Here is a 20450-nt window from a genome sequence, read left to right on the forward strand (position 1 = left end):
AGGTCAATCATGGCTTATCAGTTCGACTTTTTACCGGTGCTGCAAAACAGCGACCTGTTAGTGCGTGGCGCCCTGTTCACGCTTGAACTGACCGCTATCGGCACAGTGCTCGGGGTCAGCCTGGGGATTGTCGGCGCTGTGGTCCGGGCGTGGAATATTCGACCTTTCGCTGCGCTGTTCGGGCTGTATGTCGAGTTGATCCGCAACACGCCGTTTCTGGTGCAGCTGTTTTTTATCTTCTTTGGCCTGCCAGGCCTGGGTGTGCACATCAGCGAATGGCAGGCCGCGGTGCTGGCGATGGTGATCAACCTGGGCGCCTATTCCACGGAAATAATTCGTGCGGGCATTCAGGCCATCCCCAAAGGCCAGCTGGAAGCGGCATCGGCCCTGGCCATGAGCCGGTTCGAGACGTTTCGTTATGTGGTGCTGCAACCGGCGCTGGCCAAGGTTTGGCCCGCCTTGAGCAGCCAGATCATCATCGTGATGCTCGGGTCGGCGGTCTGCTCGCAAATCGCCACCGAAGAGCTGAGCTTTTTTGCCAACTTCATTCAGTCGCGCAACTTCCGGGCATTTGAAACCTATGCCCTGACGACCCTGATCTACCTGTGCATGGCCTTGCTGATCCGCCAGTTGCTGAACGGGTTCGGCCGCCGTTACCTGAGCAGGAGCCGCTGATGGACTTCACCTTATGGGACATCGTGCGCAATTTGCTGATGGGTTTGCAGTGGACAGCCGCCCTGTCACTTGTGGCGTTTATCGGCGGCGGCCTGATCGGTTTGCTGGTGCTGCTGATGCGCATCTCCAAAAGCCGCTTCGCCCGCACTCTGGCACGCTGCTATATAGAGCTGTTCCAAGGCACGCCCTTGCTGATGCAACTGTTCCTGATCTTCTTTGGCGTGGCCTTGCTGGGCATCGATATTTCGCCGTGGATGGCCGCCGCGCTGGCCCTGACGCTGTTCACCAGCGCCTACCTGGCCGAGATCTGGCGTGGCTGTGTCGAGTCGATTGCCCACGGCCAGTGGGAGGCCTCGGCAAGCCTGGCCATGAGCCCGCTTGAGCAGTTGCGCCATGTGATCCTGCCGCAAGCCTTGCGGGTTGCCATCGCGCCCACTGTGGGGTTTTCAGTGCAGGTCATCAAAGGCACTGCCGTGACCTCCATCATCGGTTTCACCGAACTGACCAAGACCGGCAGCATGCTGGCCAACGCGACCTTTGAGCCCTTTATGGTCTATGGCCTGGTGGCGCTCGGTTACTTCCTCCTGTGCTACCCCTTGTCGCTCAGTGCGCGCCATCTGGAAAGGAAACTGCATGCCTCTGCTTAGAGTTACCGCCCTGCATAAATATTACGGCGACCACCATGTGCTCAAAGGCATCGACCTGACCGTCGAGCAGGGCCAGGTTGTCGCGATCATCGGTCGCAGCGGCTCGGGCAAGAGCACCCTGCTCAGAACCCTGAACGGGCTGGAGTCCATTAACGACGGGGTCATTGAAGTCGATGACGAATACCTGGACGCCGCCCGCGCCGACTTGCGCAGCCTGCGCCAAAAGGTCGGCATGGTGTTTCAGCAGTTCAATCTGTTCCCGCACCTTAGCGTGGGCGAAAACGTCATGCTCGCCCCGCAAGTGGTGCAAAAAGTCCCCAAAGCCAAGGCCGCAGCCTTAGCGCGGGAAATGCTGGAGCGGGTGGGCCTGGGCGACAAGTTCGACGCGTTCCCCGAGCGTCTGTCAGGCGGGCAGCAGCAGCGTGTGGCGATTGCCCGGGCGCTGGCCATGTCACCCAAGGTGCTGCTGTGTGACGAAATCACCTCGGCCCTCGACCCGGAACTGGTCAACGAGGTGCTCAGCGTGGTGCGCCAGCTGGCCCGCGAAGGCATGACGCTGATCATGGTCACCCACGAAATGCGTTTTGCCCGTGAGGTGGGCGACAAGCTGGTATTCATGCACCAGGGCAAGGTGCATGAAGTGGGCGATCCAAAAGAGCTGTTCGCCAATCCGAAAACCCCGGAACTGGCGAATTTTATCGGGACGGTGGAGGTGAACGATTAACCCATCCCTCCGGTGGGAGCGGGCTTGCTCGCGATAAAGGCGACGCGGTGAGTCAGATGCACCGTGTTGATAGCATCGCAAGCAAGCCCGCGCCCACAGAAAAACCGACCTGACACGGCACTTAAATCGCACACAAAAAAACGAATTATCCCGGAAGAGCTAACGTCATTGCTTTCGTGCTTCATATCAATGCATCTGACATCACGCGTTGGCGCGAGCCTTTGATCGTGGCACGATGTTCAGGTTATCGACCGAGACCCCTCAACCATGCCCCAATCCCAAGCCAAGAATCCGTCCCTGATCGCCGCCATCGATCTGGGTTCTAACAGCTTTCACATGGTGGTGGCCAAGGCCCAGAATGGCGAAATCCGCATTCTTGAACGTCTTGGTGAAAAGGTGCAGTTAGCTGCCGGCATCGACGAAGAACGCAAACTCACCGAAGAATCCATGCAACGCGGGCTCGATTGCCTCAAGCGTTTTGCCCAGCTGATCAACGGCATGCCGTTGGGCGCTGTGCGCATTGTGGGGACTAACGCATTGCGCGAGGCGCGTAACCGCAACGAATTTATCGTGCGCGCCGAAGAGATCCTGGGGCACACCGTCGAAGTTATTTCCGGTCGCGAAGAAGCGCGCCTTATCTATCTTGGCGTCTCCCACACCCTCGCCGACACGCCGGGCAAGCGCCTGGTGGCCGACATTGGCGGCGGCAGTACCGAATTCATTATTGGCCAGCGCTTTGAACCGCTGCTGCGCGAAAGCCTGCAGATGGGCTGCGTCAGCTTCACCCAGCGTTATTTCCGCGACGGCAAGATCACCCCGGCTCGCTATGCCCAGGCCTACACGGCTGCGCGTCTTGAAATCATGAGCATTGAGCACGCCCTGCACCGCTTGACCTGGGATGAAGCGATCGGCTCCTCAGGCACCATTCGGGCCATCGGCCTGGCCCTCAAGGCGGGCGGTCATGGCAATGGCGAGGTGAATGCCGAAGGCCTGTCCTGGCTCAAGCGCAAGCTGTTCAAGCTGGGTGAAGTGGACAAGATCGACTTTGAAGGCATCAAGCCCGACCGCCGAACCATTTTCCCTGCCGGGCTGGCGATTCTTGAAGCCGTGTTCGACGCTCTTGAACTGCAACGCATGGACCACTGTGACGGCGCACTGCGTGAAGGCGTGCTGTACGACCTGCTGGGCCGTCATCACCACGAAGACGTGCGTGAGCGTACCCTCAGCTCGCTGATGGACCGCTATCACGTCGACCGCGAGCAAGCCGCCAGGGTTGAACGCAAAGCCCTGCGCGCCTTTGATCAAGTCGCCAAGTCGTGGGACCTCAAAGACGGTGTCTGGCGTGAACTGCTGGGCTGGGCGGCAAAGGTGCATGAAGTCGGGCTGGACATTGCCCACTATCACTACCACAAGCACGGCGCCTATCTGATCGAGCACTCCGACCTTGCCGGTTTCTCACGTGAAGACCAGCTAATGCTCGCGCTGCTGGTGCGCGGTCATCGTCGAAATATTCCAAAAGACAAGTTCGCCGAATTTGGCGAGGACGGCATCAAGCTGATTCGCCTGTGCGTGCTGCTGCGTTTTGCGATCCTGTTCTACCACATCCGTGGCAACCAGGAAGCTTCGCAGGTCAAGCTGCGCGCCGAGGGCGATCACCTTGAGGTGATCTTCCCCGAGGGCTGGCTTGAGCAAAACCCCCTGACCCAGGCCGACTTCGAACAAGAAGCTCAATGGCTGACCCGGGTCGGGATTGTGCTGACGGTGTCCTGACCCGACACCATTCAAACCAACTGTGGGAGCGGGCAAGCCCGCTCCCACAGGGGTTACAGCGTTATACCGAAGGCCCGGTGCTCACCGTCAATACGGGCAGGCTCAAACGCTCCAGCAAGGTTGCCTGGGCGCTGCGCGGGTTCTGGTTACCGGTTGGCGTGTTACGGATGTAACGGCCGTCCGATTGCAGACTCCAGCTGTGGGTGTTGTCGGTCAGGTAGCACTCCAGCTCTTTCTTGACCCGCAAAATCAGCTTTTTACCCTCGACCGGGAAGCACGTCTCGACGCGTTTATCGAGGTTGCGCTCCATCCAGTCGGCACTGGACAGGAACATCTGCTCTTCGCCGCCGTTGAGGAAGTAGAACACCCGCGTGTGCTCCAGGAAGCGGCCGATAATCGAGCGCACGTGGATGTTGTGCGAGACACCCGGAATGCCCGGACGCAGGCAGCACATCCCACGCACAATCAGATCGATTCGCACACCAGCCTGGCTGGCCTTGTACAGCGCCCGAATGATTTTCGGGTCGGTCAGCGAGTTGAACTTGGCGATGATATGCGCCGGTTTGCCTTCAACCGCGAACTGGGTCTCGCGGGCAATCATGTCGAGCATGCCTTTCTTCAACGTGAATGGCGCATGCAGCAGTTTTTTCATGCGCAACGTCTTGCCCATGCCGATCAGCTGGCTGAACAGCTTGCCTACGTCTTCACACAGCGCGTCGTCCGAGGTCAACAGGCTGTAATCGGTGTAGAGCTTGGCGTTGCCGGCGTGATAGTTGCCGGTACCCAAGTGCGCGTAACGCACGATCTCCCCTGCCTCACGGCGCAGAATCAGCATCATCTTGGCGTGGGTCTTGAAGCCGACCACACCGTAGATCACCACCGCACCGGCCGCTTGCAGACGGCTGGCCAGTTGCAGGTTGGACTCTTCGTCAAAACGCGCACGCAGCTCGATCACCGCGGTCACTTCTTTACCGTTACGCGCGGCATCGACCAGCGCATCCACGATTTCAGAGTTGGCACCGCTGCGGTACAGGGTTTGGCGCACGGCCAGTACATGGGGGTCTTTGGCCGCCTGGCGCAGCAAATCCACGACCGGGGTAAACGACTCAAACGGGTGCAGCAGCAAAATATCCTGCTTGCTGACCACGCTGAAAATATTCTCGCTGTTCTGCAGCAGCTTCGGGATGGCCGGGGTAAACGGCGTGTATTGCAGCTCAGGGTGGCTATCGAGCCCCGTGATACTGAACAGACGCGTGAGGTTCACCGGGCCATTGACCTGATACAACTCGGTTTCATGCAGGCTGAACTGCTTGAGCAGGTAGTCGGACAAATGCTTGGGGCAGGTGTCGGCGACTTCCAGGCGTACGGCATCGCCGTAACGACGAGAGAACAACTCGCCACGCAGGGCACGGGCCAGGTCTTCTACATCTTCGGTATCGACCGCCAGATCGGCGTTACGGGTCAGGCGGAACTGGTAGCAGCCTTTTACCTTCATGCCCTGAAACAGGTCATCGGCGTGGGCGTGGATCATCGACGACAGGAACACGTAGTTGTCCCCTGCGCCGCCTACCTCTTCAGGCAACCTGATCACACGAGGCAACAGGCGCGGTGCCGGGATAATCGCCAGACCCGAATCACGACCGAAGGCATCGATGCCTTCAAGCTCGACGATAAAGTTCAGGCTCTTGTTCACCAGAAGCGGGAACGGGTGCGTTGGGTCCAGGCCAATCGGGGTGATGATCGGCGCGATTTCGTCGCGGAAGAACTTGCGTACCCACGCCTTGATCTTGGTGTTCCAGTGCCGGCGACGAATAAAGCGCACCTGATGCTTTTCAAGTTCGGGCAGCAGGATGTCGTTGAGGATCGCGTATTGGCGATCCACATGGCCATGCACCAGCTCACTGATGCGGGCCAGCGCCTGATGCGGCTGTAAACCATCAGCACCGGCCTGTTCACGGGCGAAGGTGATTTGCTTCTTCAGGCCCGCGACACGAATCTCAAAAAACTCATCCAGGTTGCTGGAGAAAATCAGCAGGAACTTCAACCGCTCAAGCAGCGGGTAGGACTCATCCAGCGCTTGTTCCAGCACGCGAATGTTGAACTGCAATTGCGACAGCTCACGATGGATATACAGGCTGCTGTCATCAAGGCCAGGAACGGCAATCGCCGGATGCACCGCCGCATGCGTCTCGGCCACGGCAGGCGCAGGGGCTTGAGGTTCAGGCGGGGTTTCAGAGACTGGCTCAGCAATCGGCTGAGCTTCAGTGGCAACGATTTCAGCAAGTCCTTCGGTATTCATTGAATGATCCTGTAAGAGCGGGTTTGACTCTCGTAACAGTTAAGCGACACCAGCAGTCAAGTTGTCAGAATGCCATCAACGCCAGCGGGTTTAAACCGCTCCAAGGCGCTTTATGCGGGCCTGAGCCTGGTTAGAGGGCGATTTATTGAAATTGTTTCCAGAGGCACCGGCATGTGGGAGCGGGCTTGCTCGCGATGGCATCACCCGTGCTTGCCTGCCAGGCCGCATAGCCCCCATCGCAGGCAAGCCAGTCCCCACAGGTTTGAGGCAATAATCACCTCGCGCATGGTTATAGCGCCTTGCCATGAACACTAGATGACAACGCTAATGATGTAGGTCAAATACACATGATTTGTAGGATTTGTTAACGCTAAGTCACATTTCGATACTTTCCCGAACGTCCCTTAAGGCGTAGGCTGCGCGTTCATTTCGCCAGCATCCAGACAATGCTCCAACAATTTCTTCAAGAATTCGGCTACTTCGCCCTGTTTCTAGGGACGTTCTTTGAAGGTGAGACCATTCTGGTTCTCGCAGGCTTCTTGGCGTTCCGCGGATACATGGACCTCAAACTGGTCATGATCGTGGCGTTCCTCGGCAGTTATGCCGGTGATCAGCTGTGGTACTTCCTGGGGCGCAAGCACGGCCGCAAACTGTTGGCGCGCAAACCGCGCTGGCAACTTATGGGCGACAAGGCTCTGGAGCACATTCGCAGGCACCCGGACATCTGGGTCTTGAGTTTTCGCTTCGTCTACGGCCTGCGCACCGTCATGCCTGTGGCAATTGGTCTGTCGGGATACCCTCCTGGCCGCTACCTGCTGCTCAACGGGATTGGCGCGGCCATCTGGGCCATCGCCCTGGCCACCGCCGCCTACCACTTTGGCGCCGTGCTCGAAGGCTTGCTGGGCAACGTCAAGAAGTATGAGCTGTGGGTGCTTGGTGCCCTGCTGCTGATCGGCCTGTGCCTGTGGGCCCGACGCCGCTTCAAGAATGCGCGCCTGGCCAAACAGACTGCACTTGAAGAGAAGAACAAGACCAGCGTTGAGGTCAGCAACCCGCCAGCTGAGTGATGCGGTTTCGGCACATGTACAGCCCCATCACGCTCAACACGGTGTAACTGAACAGGCCGACCCAGCCCAATGCGCTGGCCGGCCACAGCCCCGCCCAAGGGGCCAGCCAGACCAGCGGCACATTAAGCGCCAGGCGCAACCACTCAAGCTTCAGCGCCCAGGGCCGATTCTCCAGCCCGGCACCCAGCACGAACAATCCCAACGCCATAGCGCCCCATCCCAGCATCAATGCCGGGGTTGGCAATGTCTCGCCCACGTTCAGCAAGTAACTGCCCAGCGCCACATAAACCGCGAATTGCACCGCGATATACAGCTGCTGACGCAATGGCAACGCGATCTCGAACTTTTCGAACTGGCTTAAATCCGGTTTACCCATCGGGTATTTCATCGCCACATCCGCCGGGCGCCAGCCCGTGGGCATGAACCAGATTCGCAGCTTGTCCCGCCAGCGTTGGGTACGTCGTGCATCGGCCAGTAACTGGCCATAAAACTGCCAGTTTGCCCACAGTGGGTTCCAGCTTTTCAGCGGTGTAGTCACGCCATAAATAACCGGCTCTGCGTCGTCCTCTTCCTGGAAGGTGCCAAACAATCGGTCCCAGAGAATGAACACACCCCCGTAATTACGATCCATGTAGAGAGCATTCTGCCCATGGTGAGCCCGATGATTGGAAGGCGTCACAAAGAACCACTCGAACCACCCCAGTTTGGGTACATGCCGGGTATGGACCCAGAATTGATAGAGCAGGTTAAGCGTCGCCACAGTGGCAAACACCAGCAGCGGCACGCCCAGCACTGCCATCGGCAGGTAAAAGACCCAGCCGAACACAAACCCGGTACTGGTTTGGCGCAGGGCGGTGGACAAGTTGTAGTCTTCACTCTGGTGGTGCACCGAGTGTGCGGCCCACAGCACATTGCGCTCATGCCCGAGACGATGGTGCCAGTAGTAGCAAAAGTCGTAGAACACGAAAGCAAACAACCAGACCCACAGGCTGTCTTCCGGCAGTTGCAGCAGTGCCAGATACTTCAGCGCCAGCGCATAAGTGATCAGCCCTACGCCTTTGGTCAGCAAACCGGTGGTGGTCGACAGCACGCCGGCGCTCAGGCTGCTGATGGTGTCTGCCAGGCGATAAGTACGCATCCCGCGCCAGCGGTCGGCCAGCAGCTCGACAGCAATCAGCACAAAGAAAAACGGAACTGCATACAGAATCAGCTTCATGGCACACCCCGACCGACGATCCATCAAGCGTAGGCGGACTTAGTGCGAAACCCTATGGCATCAAGCGCCAAATCAGGCGACATTAACGCCATGAACAAGGAGACCGACATGACCACAAAAAAAGTTGCCGTCATTCTTTCGGGTTGCGGCGTCTATGACGGCGCCGAGATCCATGAAAGCGTGATCACCCTGCTGCGCCTCGACCAGCGCGGCGCCAAAGTGCAGTGCTTTGCACCCGACATTGCGCAACTGCACGTCATCAACCACCTGACCGGCGAACAAATGCCCGAGACGCGCAATGTGCTGGTGGAATCAGCACGCATTGCCCGAGGTGAGATCAAGGATGTTCGTGAAGCCAGGGTCGAAGATTTTGACGCCCTGATCGTACCGGGCGGGTTTGGCGCAGCCAAAAACCTGTCCAGCTTTGCCACTCAAGGCGCCGCGTGCACGGTCCAGGCTGACGTTCTGCGCGTGGCCGAGGCCTTTGCCGAAGCAGGCAAACCCATTGGCCTGATGTGTATTTCCCCCGCCATCGCCGCCAAGATTTATGGCCCTGGCGTGATCTGCACCATCGGTACGGACGCCGATACCGCTGCGGCAGTCACCAAGATGGGAGGCTCCCACGAAGAGTGCGAGGTATCGGAAATTGTCGAAGACAAGGCCCGCAAACTGGTGAGCACACCGGCCTACATGCTTGCCACATCCATCAGCGAAGCAGCGTCCGGCATCAACAAGATGGTTGATCGGGTGCTGGAACTCACTCAAAAGAACTGATCAGCCCCGCGCCAGCCGCGTCAGGATGCGGTCAAGAGCATTGGCGAACGCCTGTTTTTCGCGTTCGCCATAGGCGCCTTGCCCGCCACTGACCTGACCTTGCTCACGCAGATCGGTAAACAGATTGCGCACCGCCAACCGCTCCCCCATGTTCTGCGGATCAAACTCCTTGCCCCGCGGGTCCAGCGCCGCCACGCCCTTTTTCACCAGCCGGTCGGCCAGAGGCACATCACTGCAAATCACCAGCTCACCGGGCACCGCGTGCTCCACCAAGTAGTCATCCGCCGCATCCGGGCCGCTGGGCACCACAATCAGTTTGACCAGCGCGTAGGTCGGCTTGATCTGGCTCTGCCCCGCCACCAGCACCACCTCGAACTGACGCTTGAGGGCGAACTTGATGACCTGATCCTTCGCCGCCTTGGGGCAAGCGTCTGCGTCGATCCAGACACGCATGGGGGTAACTCCTGAAAAATGGGCCAAGGCTATCACCTGCAAGCCAATCAGAATGGAGTACTGGCTCAGCCCTTGATCCTGTAGCCTCCACCTTTAGCGCCTTCATGCAATGCAGACTGAATACGCTCATACAATGCATTGGCTTCTAACGTAGTAATGGAACGCGAACAGTCCCGCAATACCACCCGCAACAAAACGTTTTCTTGCCCGGGTAAGAGCCCGAGCCGTTCAATCGCCTACACAGGCAATTCATCCATGGCCCAGCGCCCTTTGACTTGCATTTCTTCAATCCAGGCCGAGCGATCACCTGCAGCAAGCAACATCTTTTCGGTCAGCACCTCTTCACTCAAGCCCGGCGCCACTGCAAGGGAGATATCACGCGTGATGCAAGGCAACCGCGAAACGGCCTGCCAGGGTTGCAAATCATGCATCTGGGCCTGAACGCGCTCATCAGGATCCCGTAACAAGCGAATATCGGGTATGCCCTTGCGTAACATGGTCAGGCGATCCAAGCCCATGCCCAATGCCAGACCACCATGCCTGGCAGGATCAATACCCAGTCTTTGCAAAAGCGAGGGTGCAATACACCCACACTCAAGCACTTCGACCGGTTGCTCCTGCGAGATCAGGTTTACCTCGATTCCGCCTTCGGTGTAGTGGTGCGGACTGTCACTGTATACCCACGCCATGTTGGGTACCGCGCACTCAAGGATGTCACCCACCAGTCTCAGCAAATGCGTACGGGTTGAGAGTGCTGGATCGCCGAGCAGCCAGATATCCATCTGATGTGGCTCAGCACAGTGCCATCTGTCGCGGCTATCGCGCCTGAATGTAATACCGGGAGCCGCCAACAGGATGATTTCCCCTGCTTTACGGTCCTGCGCGACACGTTGCAAAGCCCGTGGGATTTGACTGGTTGTCTGAGTACGCAACAGCGAATGCTCATCCACCCAGCGCGTATGCTCACTGCCTAACGTGACCTCTGCAGGGTCATAGCCAAGCAAACCATAGTTCTCTTGCGCCGAAACAATTCGCGGGCCTCTCAGGATCTGGCCAGCAGGCCAACCACGGCTCACCAGGCCCTCAAGTACCTCACTTAACAAAAGCCCGATGGCATGCGCTGGATTGTCCACTTCTGTGAGATCGCAAAGATCTAGAGCATTGCTGACCGAAAGTGCACAAATATACTTTTTTGACGAAAGCATAACGACTCCTCGCCTGGATCACGGCAAATACCAATAAGTATTAAACAGAGTGCAAAATCTAGATCAGAAACGCTTTAACTCACAACAGAGAAACAATAAAACCCTGAAAACAAGCCAAATATCAGACAATGCCTACATAAAATTCCTACACTAATATCCGAACTTGCTAAATGAGATTAATACAATAGAGAAACAATATAAAAACACATGAAACGTCACTTCAACCTGCCAATCATTAGCCCTAACATAGCAACCTCCTGACACGCTCAGGCATCCAACATACATGTCTTACACTGCACAGCGAGGATAAATAATGACTAACTCAACGCTACCAAAACCAAAATTAAACCGAACCACATCCGACCCGGACAACTTCGGATGGGCTCCACTTGCCTGGGCTTTCCAGCCAGATTGAGTGGGTAATATAGACATGTGAGCGCCAAAACAAAGCAGACATATAAATTGGCGCCCACTTCCCATTAGAGGGTATGCCTGTGCCTGCCAATCACTTCCCTTTCAACTTAAAAGACGTGTGCATCGTCTCCGACAATAATGATTTTCTCCAAAGGTGTATTGCTCAAGGCTTTAATGCACAATCACTCAATAACATAGCGTTTCTTCCAGCGCAAAGTATCGTCTTTGCCTTTTGCAATGAAGCCGCCAGGCACACATTCAAAATTGCTAAGCAGACCCCTGCCAGAAAAAGTATTTTTTGTGCGGTCCACGTTTTTGAGTCGTCCGTCAGAAGTGCACTCTATGGGCTGGATCTTATCCTGAAGAGTGACTTTGACGATGCACTCCAAAAACAGCGGCTTGTCTTGACGCAGCTTGATACCTACAGGGAGTTCAGTTTGGACGGGAGCAATTCCAAGGCTCGCGTCACTATTTCAGAGCAGGCCATCCCATACGCCATGATCGAAGAAGACATAAACAATGACTTTGTACACTCAATAGCTGAATTTTTTGAAGTGCACTATGCCCACATGAATTCACATGCACCTTGCCCCTTCCAGTTTAACGGACACCTGACAATCTCTGGCATTCTCACCGTACTTAGAAAGTCTTCCACATCAACGGACATCGCATTAAGGATAGCCCTTGAACATCTCACCCGTGATGTTGCACACCACACTGCATTCTTGACGGTGGAAAACAACATCCTCACTTCATTCCGGGTCAACGATACAGAACACAAAGAATTACTAAACTGTGCGGCAGGCGCGCGAGGGTTAAAGCTCACAGAGTTTGCAGTAGGGGTGAATAATGCTATCGCACCGTTTATTGATTATCGTATCAACTCTCAAATGAACGAAGGCATTAGCGGAGTGCATGTTGCATTAGGTGATGGCTCGTCGGGGTATCACATCGACTTTCTAAGCCCTGGTGTGGTGTTCACTCCCACACCAGGGTAATCAAGCACAATAGCGCAACAACTATGTCACGCCGAATGGCTTTAGTCGCTGGCAAGCCACACAGTAAGTATGTGGCTTACCGCAAATGCCTGGATGCTTACGAAGCCTGCACCCGGCGCTTTTCCGCCATTTTACTGCGGCTGTACAACACGATAATCGCCACAATGGCGACCGCCTGCGCAGCCAGCGAGTAGGCATCCGCGTGAATGCCCAACCAGTCGAAGTCAAAAAACGCGACAGGCCGCGTGCCGAAGATGCCCGCCTCTTGCAGTGCTTTCACGCCATGCCCGGCGAATACGACCGACAGGGCGCAAAGAAGGGCCGCGTTGATGCTGAAGAACAGCGCCAATGGCAATTTGGCCGAACCGCGCAGGATGATCCACGCCAACCCCATCAGTAACACCAGCGCCGTGGCGCCGCCCGCCAATACGGCGTTATGACCCGCAGGCCCGGCTTGCAGCCACAGGGTCTCGTAGAACAGGATCACTTCGAACAGTTCGCGGTACACCGAGAAAAACGCCAGGATCGCAAAACCAAAACGCCCGCCACCACTGACCAGACTGCTTTTGATGTAGTCCTGCCACGCAGCCGCATGGCGGCGGTCGTGCATCCATACGCCCAGCCACAGCACCATGACGCTGGCGAACAAGGCCGTGCACCCTTCAAGCAGTTCGCGCTGGGCGCCGCTGACGTCGATGACATAGGCGGCCAGCGCCCACGTAGCGAGACCTGCAACCAGGGCCAATCCCCAGCCAATGTTGACGCTGCGCACCGCAGACTGCTGGCCGGTATTGCGCAGGAAAGCCAGGATCGCGGCCAGTACCAGAATCGCTTCCAGACCTTCGCGCAGCAAAATCAACAGGCCCGAGATGTAGCTCAAGGTCCAGCTCAAGCCATCGCTGCCCAGCAGCCCGGCTGACTCTTTAAGCAAGGCCTTTGCGGCATCCAGACGCTGCTCGACTTGCTCGATCGGTAAGCCGTCCTGCAATGACTGCCGATACGCCATCAGGGCTTTCTCGGTGTTTTTACGCACGTTGGCATCGACGTTATCCAGCGAGCTTTCAACCAGTTCAAAGCCTTCCAGATAAGCCGCTACCGACAGGTCGTAGGCTTGTTCACGGTCGCCAGCGCGGTAAGCCGCGAGGCTTTTGTCCAGGGTAGCGCTGGTGTAGTCAAGCAACTGCGCCGGACCGCGTTTGACTTGCGGCGGCTGCGCCCGTTGGGCACGGAAGGTCGCCGTCGCCTCGGGGCCTTCAGCCGCCAGCACTTCATTCGGAGTTTGACGGGCAAGATCCGCCAGATTGTAGGTTTTGTCGGCCTTTGCCGCAGCCGGGTCAGCACTCAAGCCTGCGATGTAAGTGGCCAGGTCCCAGCGCTGACGCTCGTCCAGCTGATCGGCAAACGAAGGCATGTCAGTGCCTTCGACACCCAGGCCCAACGTGTTGTAGATCGCGTAGAGGCTCAACCGGTCAAGGCGCTGTACATCGCGCAGGTTGGCCGGAGGCGGCGTCATCCCAAGGCTGGCGGGACCATCCCCGGCGCCGGTTTCACCGTGGCACACCGAGCAATGCTGGGCATATAACGGCGCGCCACGGGTTGGGTCCGGGGTGATGGCAGGTGCCTGGCTGACCTCGTAGGCCACAGCCAGTCTGGCACCCAGTTGCCGCGCCTCACGGGCAACGGCAGTGCCGTCCTCACGCTGTTCGATGGCGGCTTGCAAGACGTTCACACCCCGAGCCAGCTCGGCTCGCTCAGGGCGCTCTGGCAGGCCCTCCATCAAGCCCTTGAGTACGGTCAGGAACTCCAGCTGCTCGCGGTACTCGGTTTCATCGATGACCTTCCCGTTCTCAACGGTAGGCGGATAGTCCGCACCGATGTAGTCGATCAGGTGCAGCGCTTGTGAGGCGCCTTCCGGGGAGTTGGCAGACACCGTAAGGCTGCACAACGCGAGCACTGGCAACATCAACCAGGCAAAAAAACGCGAGCGGGCGGTCATTGATAAATCCGGATGGAAATGAGAAGTAACACATTGTTCACTTCCAATGACCGCGACTCAAGATGTTTAGGTCGTAGCGCGATGCAACGTCGCAAGAAAACCTGCTGCGCCCACAAACAGGCCTGCAAAGGTGCGGTTCATGCGGCGCTGTTGCTTTGGGGTGCGCAGCAAACGCAGGACCTTGGACGCCAGCCCGGTGTACCCGGCCATCACGATCAGGTCGACGCAGATCATGGTTGCGCCCAGCGTCACGTATTGAGACACCAGAGGCGCAGTAGGGTTTACGAACTGCGGCAGGACCGCGAGCATGAAAACAAGCGCCTTGGGGTTGCTGACATTGACCAGAAAGCCGCGAAATATCAGTGCCAGTGGTTTACCGATGGGGCGTACAGCCGCGTCATCGCTAAGGTCCGCCGGGAGGGCGCGCCACTGTTTGACGGCCAGGTAGACGAGATAGGCCACGCCAAACCACTTGATCGCGTAGAAGGCAGTGGATGAGGCGGCCAGCACTGCACCCACCCCGGCGGCGACAATCGCAATCTGCAGCGCCAGCCCCAGTTGCAGTCCCAAAGCGTTCCAATAGCCACGCCAGAAACCGTATTGAAGGCCGCACGACATCGAGGCAATCGCCCCTGCACCGGGCGACAGACTGATGACCCAACAGGCAGCAAAAAAGGCCAACCACGTTTCCAACGACATCGCACACCTCGGACAAGATCTGTAACAAGTCCTTTAAGCTAATGCGTTGGTTGAAAATTGACCACTACTTTTTATAGCCGCTGCCACAGGTGGATAGCGGTGCCTTTAAAGGTCGCTTTCACGCCAGCGACGGACCGAACGCTGAAAGAACAGGCTGTTGGGGACTTGCACCATGCTGCTGCCACTACCGGCTTCGGCGGGCTCGATCAGGGTGGTGTAGAGCAGGTTGATGGCCACGACCCGACCTTTGACGCCGGGCTTGTCGAGGGTGTCGAGGAGTTCCACGATGTCGCCAATGCGAAACGGGCCCACCGTGAAGATCAGCACCGCGCACAGCAGGTTGGAGAGCACGCTCCACATGGCGAAGAAGGCAATCGCTGCCACGGCCACAAAACCCGAGAGCGCAGTCCACAACACGGTGGCCGATACACCCAGGCGCTCCAGGACGACAATCACTGCACTGCCCATGATGAACCAGCGCAAACCGCCCCGCAGCGGCATCATGAGCTGCGGCGGAAACGGGTAACGCTCGCCCAGCCGAGTCAGGAAACGAGCCACTACGCGCTGAGAGAAATAACCGGCCAGCAGAATCAGCAAAATCTGCAAGCCGATCCACAGCGGTGCAATGAATTCGGCTGGCAGAGGTAAGTGCAGGGCTTCCATCAGGACAGGGCTTCCAGTTCCGCTTGCATGGATTCAAGCAGCTCCAGAGCTTCCATCCAGCGCTCTTCCAACTGACCTTCGAGCACTTTGAGCTTGGCCTGTTCAGCCAGCAGATCTCGCAATTCATCTTTGCGTGCTGCTTCGTAAACCGCGCTGTCACCCAGGCTGGCTTCGATCTTGGCCAGCTTCTCGTTGACCTTGCCCAGTTCGCTCTCAAGCTTGTCGGCTTCGCGCTTGTGCGGCGCCAGTTGCTGACGCAACGTTGCGGCAGCCTGACGCTGAGCCTTTTTATCGGTCTTGTCAGGGTTGACCGGCGTGTTGCTGGCCGGCGCGTTGCGCAAACGGTAGTCAGCCAGCCAGCGGGCATAGTCTTCGAGGTCACCGTCGAATTCTTGCACCTTGCCATCAGCCACCAGCAGGAATTCATCCGTGGTGCTTTTGAGCAAATGCCGGTCGTGAGACACCACCAGCACTGCACCGCTGAACTCTTGCAACGCCATGGTCAGCGCCAGACGCATTTCGAGATCGAGGTGGTTGGTCGGTTCGTCGAGCAGCAACAGGTTTGGCCGACCCCAGGCGATCAGCGCCAGCGCCAGACGGGCTTTTTCGCCACCCGAGAAGTTCAGCACCGGCTCGTCGATACGCGCCCCACGGAAGTCGAAACCACCGAGGAAGTCGCGCAGGGTTTGTTCACGCTCAGCCGGAGCCAGGCGCTGCATGTGCAACAACGGGCTGGCCTTGGAATCCAGCGAGTCGAGTTGATGCTGGGCAAAGTAGCCAACCACAAGGTTTTCGCCACGGGCCAGTCGGCCCGACAGCGGCTCCAGCTCGCCCGCAAGGTTTTTGATGAGGGTCGATTTACCCGCACCGTTTGGCCCGAGCAAGCCAATACGAGCGCCCGGAACCAGTTGCAACTTGACCTTTTCCAGGATGGTTTTATCGCCATAACCCAGACGTGCATCGGACAAGTCGAGCAGCGGGCTGGAGAGTTTGACCGCTTCACGGAACACGAAGTCGAACGGCGAATCCACATGGGCTGCGCTCAGCTCTTCCATGCGCTCCAGTGCCTTGATCCGGCTTTGCGCCTGACGGGCCTTGGTGGCCTGGGCCTTGAAGCGGGCGATGTAGCTTTCCATGTGCGCACGCTGCGCCTGCTGCTTCTCGTAGGCCTGTTGTTGCTGGGCCAGACGCTCGGCACGGGCACGCTCGAATGCGCTGTAACCACCGCGATAAAGGGTGATCTTGCGCTGGTCGACATGGGCGATGTTATCGACCACTGCGTCGAGAAAATCCCTGTCGTGAGAGATCAGCAGCAAGGTGCCGGGATAATTCTTGAGGAAGTCTTCGAGCCACAGAATGGCGTCGAGGTCCAAGTGGTTGGTCGGCTCATCGAGCAGCAATAGATCCGACGGACACATCAGTGCCTGCGCCAGATTCAGGCGCATCCGCCAGCCACCGGAGAAGTCGGCAACCGGGCGGTCCATTTGTTCGTTGGTAAAACCCAGCCCGGCGAGCATTTTGCGGGCACGGGCATCAGCGGTGTAGCCGTCGGCGCTGTCCAGCTCAGCGTGCAGACGTGCCTGTGCGGCGCCATCCTCGTCGGCTTCGGCCTTGGCCAGGTCGGCTTGGACTTGACGCAAGCGCAGGTCGCCATCGAGCACGTAGTCGATCGCGATGCGGTCGAGGGTGTCGATTTCTTGCCGCATGTGGGCAATCCGCCAGTCGGCCGGGAGCAGACAATCCCCGGAATCAGGCGTCAACTCACCCAGCAGCAAGGCGAACAAAGTGGATTTACCGGCGCCATTGGCGCCGACCAGACCGGCTTTGTGGCCGGCGTGCAGGGTCAGCTCGGCGTCTTCTAGCAGACGTTGCGGACCACGCTGTAAAGTCAGGTTCTGAAGTCGGATCATAATGGCGGCGGAGTCTACCAGCTTCCCTCTCAACTGGCGCGAATTGCACTATGCAGACTGACCTGTGGAATTACTGTTTGAACCTTTACGCCCGCCCCGGTGTAGAACCGGCGTGCCTGCACTTGCAGAGCCAGGGCCTGGATGTGTGCCTTGTGCTGTGTGCGGCCTGGCTTGAGGAGCGTGGCGTGGCCTGCGATGAGGCGCGCCTGGGGCAATTGAAAGCCTGCGCCGGGCCTTGGCAGCGTGAGGTGGTGCAGCCCTTGCGATTATTGCGAACACACTGGCGTGAACCGGCGACACGCGACGATGCGCTGGCGGCGCTGCGCGTGCAGATCAAGTCACTGGAACTGGAAGCTGAGCGGACATTATTGCAGCGCCTGGAGTCGGTGACTCAGGGCTGGTCACTCGCGCAATCGCAAGAGACTTGCGGTTGGCTGCAGAGGATGACCAGCGATGCTGGCCACCTTGATTGCGACGCGCTGCACACGCTGCGCGCCGCAATCAACAACGCTTAAGAAGCGCTGGAGGGGGTGGTAGCCGAGTTTGCTGCGGATGCCGGGGTTGGCGTTGCAGCAACAGCCGTCGTAGCGGCAACGGGCGCTACAGCAGGCTTGGCGGGGGTAGCAGCAGGCTTGGCTGCCGGCTTGGCCGCTACGGGCTTTTTAACAGCCGGTTTTGCAGCGGCTTTTACTGCAGGCTTGGCAGCGGCAGGCTTGGCGGCAGCAGCAGGTTTGGCAGCCGCTGTTTTAGCCACGGGCTTGGCAGCCACTTTCACAGGCGCTTTAACTGCAGCCTTGGCTGGCGCTTTGGCGGCAACCGGTTTAGCCGCTGCGGGCTTGGCTGCCGGTTTGGCGGCAGCTGTTTTAGCGGCTACGGGTTTAGCTGCTGGCTTGGCGGCTGCAGTTTTTGGCGCAGGTTTGGCCGTGCGAGCGGCAACCGGTTTGGCCGCAGGCTTGGTGGCCACTTTGGCAGCAGCCTTGACCGGGGCTTTAGCGACTGCCTTGGCAGCAGGTTTTTTCGCAGCTGACGCGGGCTTGGCATCACGCGTAGACAACGCTTTGCCTACCGCCTCTTTGACCCGGCCAATGCCTTGGGCCAACTTCAGGCTTTCTTGGGCATCGCGCTTGAGTTGCAGGATATAGGTGCGCGTTTCGGTTTGACGATCCTTGAGCGAATCGAGCAGTTGCTCAAGCTCTTTGACGCCCGACTTGGCTTTGGCTTGAGCCTTGGATTTGCCAGCATTGGCGGCATCCTGCAGTTTGGCGCGGGACTTGTGCAGTTTTTCCTGCGCTTTGCCGCGCTGCTTTTCAAGCTTGGCGAGCAATTTCTCAGCATCAGCCAACGCTTGGGAACAAGCGTTTTCCAAATGCTCAAGCAGACTGCCTGAGAGCTGTTGGAGCAAGTGCAACGGCGTATTAACGGGCTTCTTATTGGCCGACATGGTTTACCTCCTGGCTGAAGTGAGTGCGGCTCATACTAGACCTCTGTAACTACCGCCGCTAGGGCATGTTGACACTAAGGATAGCTGTGCGTTGCACGACGTCGAAAAACTTGTGCTGGATCAATCTTTAACCATCACAACGGCTAATTTTTGTGGGTGGTTCAACGTTATCCAAACCCCGAATAAATCATCGCCGCACGCTTTAGCGCTGGCATAATCCCTCGCATATCACGCCGGAGAACCACCATGCCGCGTTACTTCTTAATGACGTTGTTGTGCCTTGCGCCTTTGGCTCATGCAGCCCCGGCTCCATCCCCCGATGCCGCGCACGACCTGGCCTACAGCCTGGGCGCCAGCCTGGGGGAACGCCTGCGCCAGGAAGTCCCGGATCTGCAGATAAAGGCATTGGTCGAGGGCCTGCGCACGGCCTATCAAGGCAAGCCTCTGGCGCTAAGTGATGAGCGTATCGAACAGATATTGACGCAGCATCAGGCCCAAACCGACAACACGCAAATTCCGCCTGAAAGCGAGACTGCAGCCGAGCCTGAACGTGATTTTTTGCTGAAAGAAAAACAGCAGCCTCAAGCTCGCGAGCTGGCTGACGGCATCATCCTGACCGAGCTCAAACCCGGCAAGGGGGCAAAACCTGACGCACAGGATTCCGTCTACGTGAGTTATGTCGGCCGTCTGCCCGATGGCACAGTGTTCGACCACAGCACCCAGCCCCAATGGTTTCGCCTGGACAGCGTAATCGCTGGCTGGCGCAGCGCACTGGTGCAGATGCCCGTCGGTGCGAAATGGCGATTGGTGATCCCCTCCAGCCAGGCTTACGGGGCTGAGGGTGCAGGGGATTTGATCGAACCCGATACGCCGCTGGTGTTTGAAATAGAGCTGTTTTCTATCCGCAAGTGAATGCTCGAAAACGAAAAACGGTGCGCCATTGCGCACCGTTTTTTTGACTTGCCCACAGCTTAAGCCTGAGCAGCTTCTTTCTGTTTGTGCGCGTTGTGCAGCACTTCGATCAGGCAATCTTCAAGCTCGAAACGCTCATCCAGCAAAGCGCCCAGAACTTTGATTTCTTCTGCCAGCTTTTCGCAGTCAGGACGATGGGCCTTGCCGTCGCAATGATCGTTGAAAGCCAGGGCCGCTTCGGTAATCACGTTGATCCGCGGGTAGATGGTCTCGGCCAGGGCAAGACCACGCTCATCATTGAAGGCCTGCGCCTCCTGATTCAGCTGCTCGTAAATTTCGAAATGGCCTGCGGAAACATAGTCGACCAGGATCTGGCAAAACTCTTTTTGAGGCCCACGCTTGGGGTTGTTTTGCTGATCGATCAGAGCAGCATAAGCACTCACAAGTTTACGGCGCTCATGCAACCAGCGATCAACCAGTTGGTGGACGCCGTTGAATCGTTCCTGAGCACTCTCACATCTTTCGAGCATGATGATCTCTCTTCCCTTGTGGGCCCATGCCACCCGACGTCAGCCGGGCCTGTGTGA

At 57.8% G+C, this 20450-nt stretch carries 19 protein-coding genes; 9 read left to right on the top strand and 10 right to left on the bottom strand.

The genetic code is table 11. The annotated features are described in order from the left end of the window. Window positions 1–9 precede the first annotated feature (9 nt). From V6P94_RS02360 to ppx, 4 genes are all read left to right on the top strand, one after another. Window positions 10–675 (top strand): amino acid ABC transporter permease, encoded by a 666-nt coding sequence (locus tag V6P94_RS02360; RefSeq protein ID WP_133079087.1) that lies wholly within the window; start codon window positions 10–12, stop codon window positions 673–675. Further along, entirely contained in the window at window positions 672–1322 is a 651-nt protein-coding gene (locus tag V6P94_RS02365) for an amino acid ABC transporter permease (protein ID WP_338649426.1), read from the top strand. Before V6P94_RS02360 ends, V6P94_RS02365 begins: the two co-directional genes overlap by 4 nt. Beyond that, window positions 1309–2046 carry an amino acid ABC transporter ATP-binding protein gene (locus V6P94_RS02370; RefSeq protein WP_326397205.1) on the top strand — a complete coding sequence of 246 codons (738 nt, stop codon included), beginning with the start codon at window positions 1309–1311 and terminating at the stop codon, window positions 2044–2046. The genes V6P94_RS02365 and V6P94_RS02370 overlap by 14 nt, the downstream gene beginning before the upstream one ends. Window positions 2047–2313: 267 nt before the next feature. Further along, on the top strand, window positions 2314–3816 hold the full coding sequence (gene ppx / locus V6P94_RS02375) for an exopolyphosphatase (protein ID WP_133079090.1): 1503 nt from the start codon (window positions 2314–2316) through the stop codon (window positions 3814–3816). 61 nt (window positions 3817–3877) lie between these two features. Here the strand turns inward: ppx and ppk1 are convergent, their stop codons facing one another. Then, on the bottom strand, window positions 3878–6115 hold the full coding sequence (ppk1, locus tag V6P94_RS02380) for a polyphosphate kinase 1 (RefSeq protein WP_133079091.1): 2238 nt from the start codon (window positions 6113–6115) through the stop codon (window positions 3878–3880). Window positions 6116–6561: 446 nt separating this feature from the next. On the opposite strand from ppk1, the gene V6P94_RS02385 reads away from it, so the two are divergent. Beyond that, window positions 6562–7182, top strand: coding sequence for a DedA family protein (locus tag V6P94_RS02385; protein WP_133079092.1), 621 nt, complete (start codon window positions 6562–6564; stop codon window positions 7180–7182). On the opposite strand, the gene V6P94_RS02390 is transcribed toward V6P94_RS02385, so the two are convergent. Further along, window positions 7160–8398 (bottom strand): sterol desaturase family protein, encoded by a 1239-nt coding sequence (locus V6P94_RS02390; protein WP_133079093.1) that lies wholly within the window; start codon window positions 8396–8398, stop codon window positions 7160–7162. The genes V6P94_RS02385 and V6P94_RS02390 overlap by 23 nt on opposite strands. A 108-nt stretch (window positions 8399–8506) precedes the next feature. Here V6P94_RS02390 and elbB point away from each other — a divergent pair, with 108 nt between their 5' ends. Further along, window positions 8507–9172, top strand: coding sequence for an isoprenoid biosynthesis glyoxalase ElbB (elbB, locus tag V6P94_RS02395; protein WP_133079094.1), 666 nt, complete (start codon window positions 8507–8509; stop codon window positions 9170–9172). Here the strand turns inward: elbB and V6P94_RS02400 are convergent, their stop codons facing one another. Both V6P94_RS02400 and V6P94_RS02405 read right to left on the bottom strand, forming a co-directional pair. Next, window positions 9173–9625: a YaiI/YqxD family protein gene (locus tag V6P94_RS02400; protein WP_019824452.1), complete on the bottom strand. Its 453-nt coding sequence runs from the start codon at window positions 9623–9625 to the stop codon at window positions 9173–9175. Between the two features lie 236 nt (window positions 9626–9861). Then, window positions 9862–10830, bottom strand: a complete 969-nt coding sequence (locus V6P94_RS02405; protein WP_338649000.1) for a hypothetical protein — start codon at window positions 10828–10830, stop codon at window positions 9862–9864. Window positions 10831–11324: 494 nt separating this feature from the next. Here V6P94_RS02405 and V6P94_RS02410 point away from each other — a divergent pair, with 494 nt between their 5' ends. Continuing rightward, window positions 11325–12242 (top strand): hypothetical protein, encoded by a 918-nt coding sequence (locus V6P94_RS02410; RefSeq protein ID WP_326397201.1) that lies wholly within the window; start codon window positions 11325–11327, stop codon window positions 12240–12242. 97 nt (window positions 12243–12339) lie between these two features. Here V6P94_RS02410 and V6P94_RS02415 read toward each other — a convergent pair whose 3' ends face one another. The 4 genes from V6P94_RS02415 to V6P94_RS02430 all read right to left on the bottom strand — a co-directional run bounded on the left by V6P94_RS02415 (window position 12340) and on the right by V6P94_RS02430 (window position 17510). Then, window positions 12340–14238 (bottom strand): cytochrome c/FTR1 family iron permease, encoded by a 1899-nt coding sequence (locus V6P94_RS02415; RefSeq protein WP_326397200.1) that lies wholly within the window; start codon window positions 14236–14238, stop codon window positions 12340–12342. Between the two features lie 66 nt (window positions 14239–14304). Then, window positions 14305–14937, bottom strand: a complete 633-nt coding sequence (locus tag V6P94_RS02420; protein ID WP_133079284.1) for a LysE family transporter — start codon at window positions 14935–14937, stop codon at window positions 14305–14307. A 105-nt stretch (window positions 14938–15042) separates the two neighbouring features. Continuing rightward, window positions 15043–15600: a mechanosensitive ion channel family protein gene (locus V6P94_RS02425; RefSeq protein ID WP_133079285.1), complete on the bottom strand. Its 558-nt coding sequence runs from the start codon at window positions 15598–15600 to the stop codon at window positions 15043–15045. Then, complete coding sequence (locus tag V6P94_RS02430; RefSeq protein WP_133079286.1) at window positions 15600–17510, bottom strand: ATP-binding cassette domain-containing protein; 1911 nt, start codon at window positions 17508–17510, stop codon at window positions 15600–15602. Before V6P94_RS02430 ends, V6P94_RS02425 begins: the two co-directional genes overlap by 1 nt. 50 nt (window positions 17511–17560) lie before the next feature. Here V6P94_RS02430 and V6P94_RS02435 point away from each other — a divergent pair, with 50 nt between their 5' ends. Beyond that, on the top strand, window positions 17561–18025 hold the full coding sequence (locus tag V6P94_RS02435; protein WP_133079287.1) for a TIGR02444 family protein: 465 nt from the start codon (window positions 17561–17563) through the stop codon (window positions 18023–18025). Here V6P94_RS02435 and V6P94_RS02440 read toward each other — a convergent pair. Next, window positions 18022–18951, bottom strand: coding sequence for an AlgP family protein (locus V6P94_RS02440; RefSeq protein WP_133079288.1), 930 nt, complete (start codon window positions 18949–18951; stop codon window positions 18022–18024). The two genes, V6P94_RS02435 and V6P94_RS02440, sit on opposite strands and share 4 nt — an antisense overlap. A gap of 246 nt (window positions 18952–19197) precedes the next feature. Here V6P94_RS02440 and V6P94_RS02445 point away from each other — a divergent pair, with 246 nt between their 5' ends. Further along, window positions 19198–19863, top strand: coding sequence for an FKBP-type peptidyl-prolyl cis-trans isomerase (locus V6P94_RS02445; RefSeq protein WP_133079289.1), 666 nt, complete (start codon window positions 19198–19200; stop codon window positions 19861–19863). Between the two features lie 59 nt (window positions 19864–19922). Here the strand turns inward: V6P94_RS02445 and rsd are convergent, their stop codons facing one another. Continuing rightward, window positions 19923–20393 (bottom strand): sigma D regulator, encoded by a 471-nt coding sequence (gene rsd, locus V6P94_RS02450; RefSeq protein WP_133079290.1) that lies wholly within the window; start codon window positions 20391–20393, stop codon window positions 19923–19925. Between the last annotated feature and the right edge of the window lie 57 nt (window positions 20394–20450).

Source organism: Pseudomonas sp. ML2-2023-3 (assembly GCF_037055275.1).
Lineage (GTDB): Bacteria > Pseudomonadota > Gammaproteobacteria > Pseudomonadales > Pseudomonadaceae > Aquipseudomonas.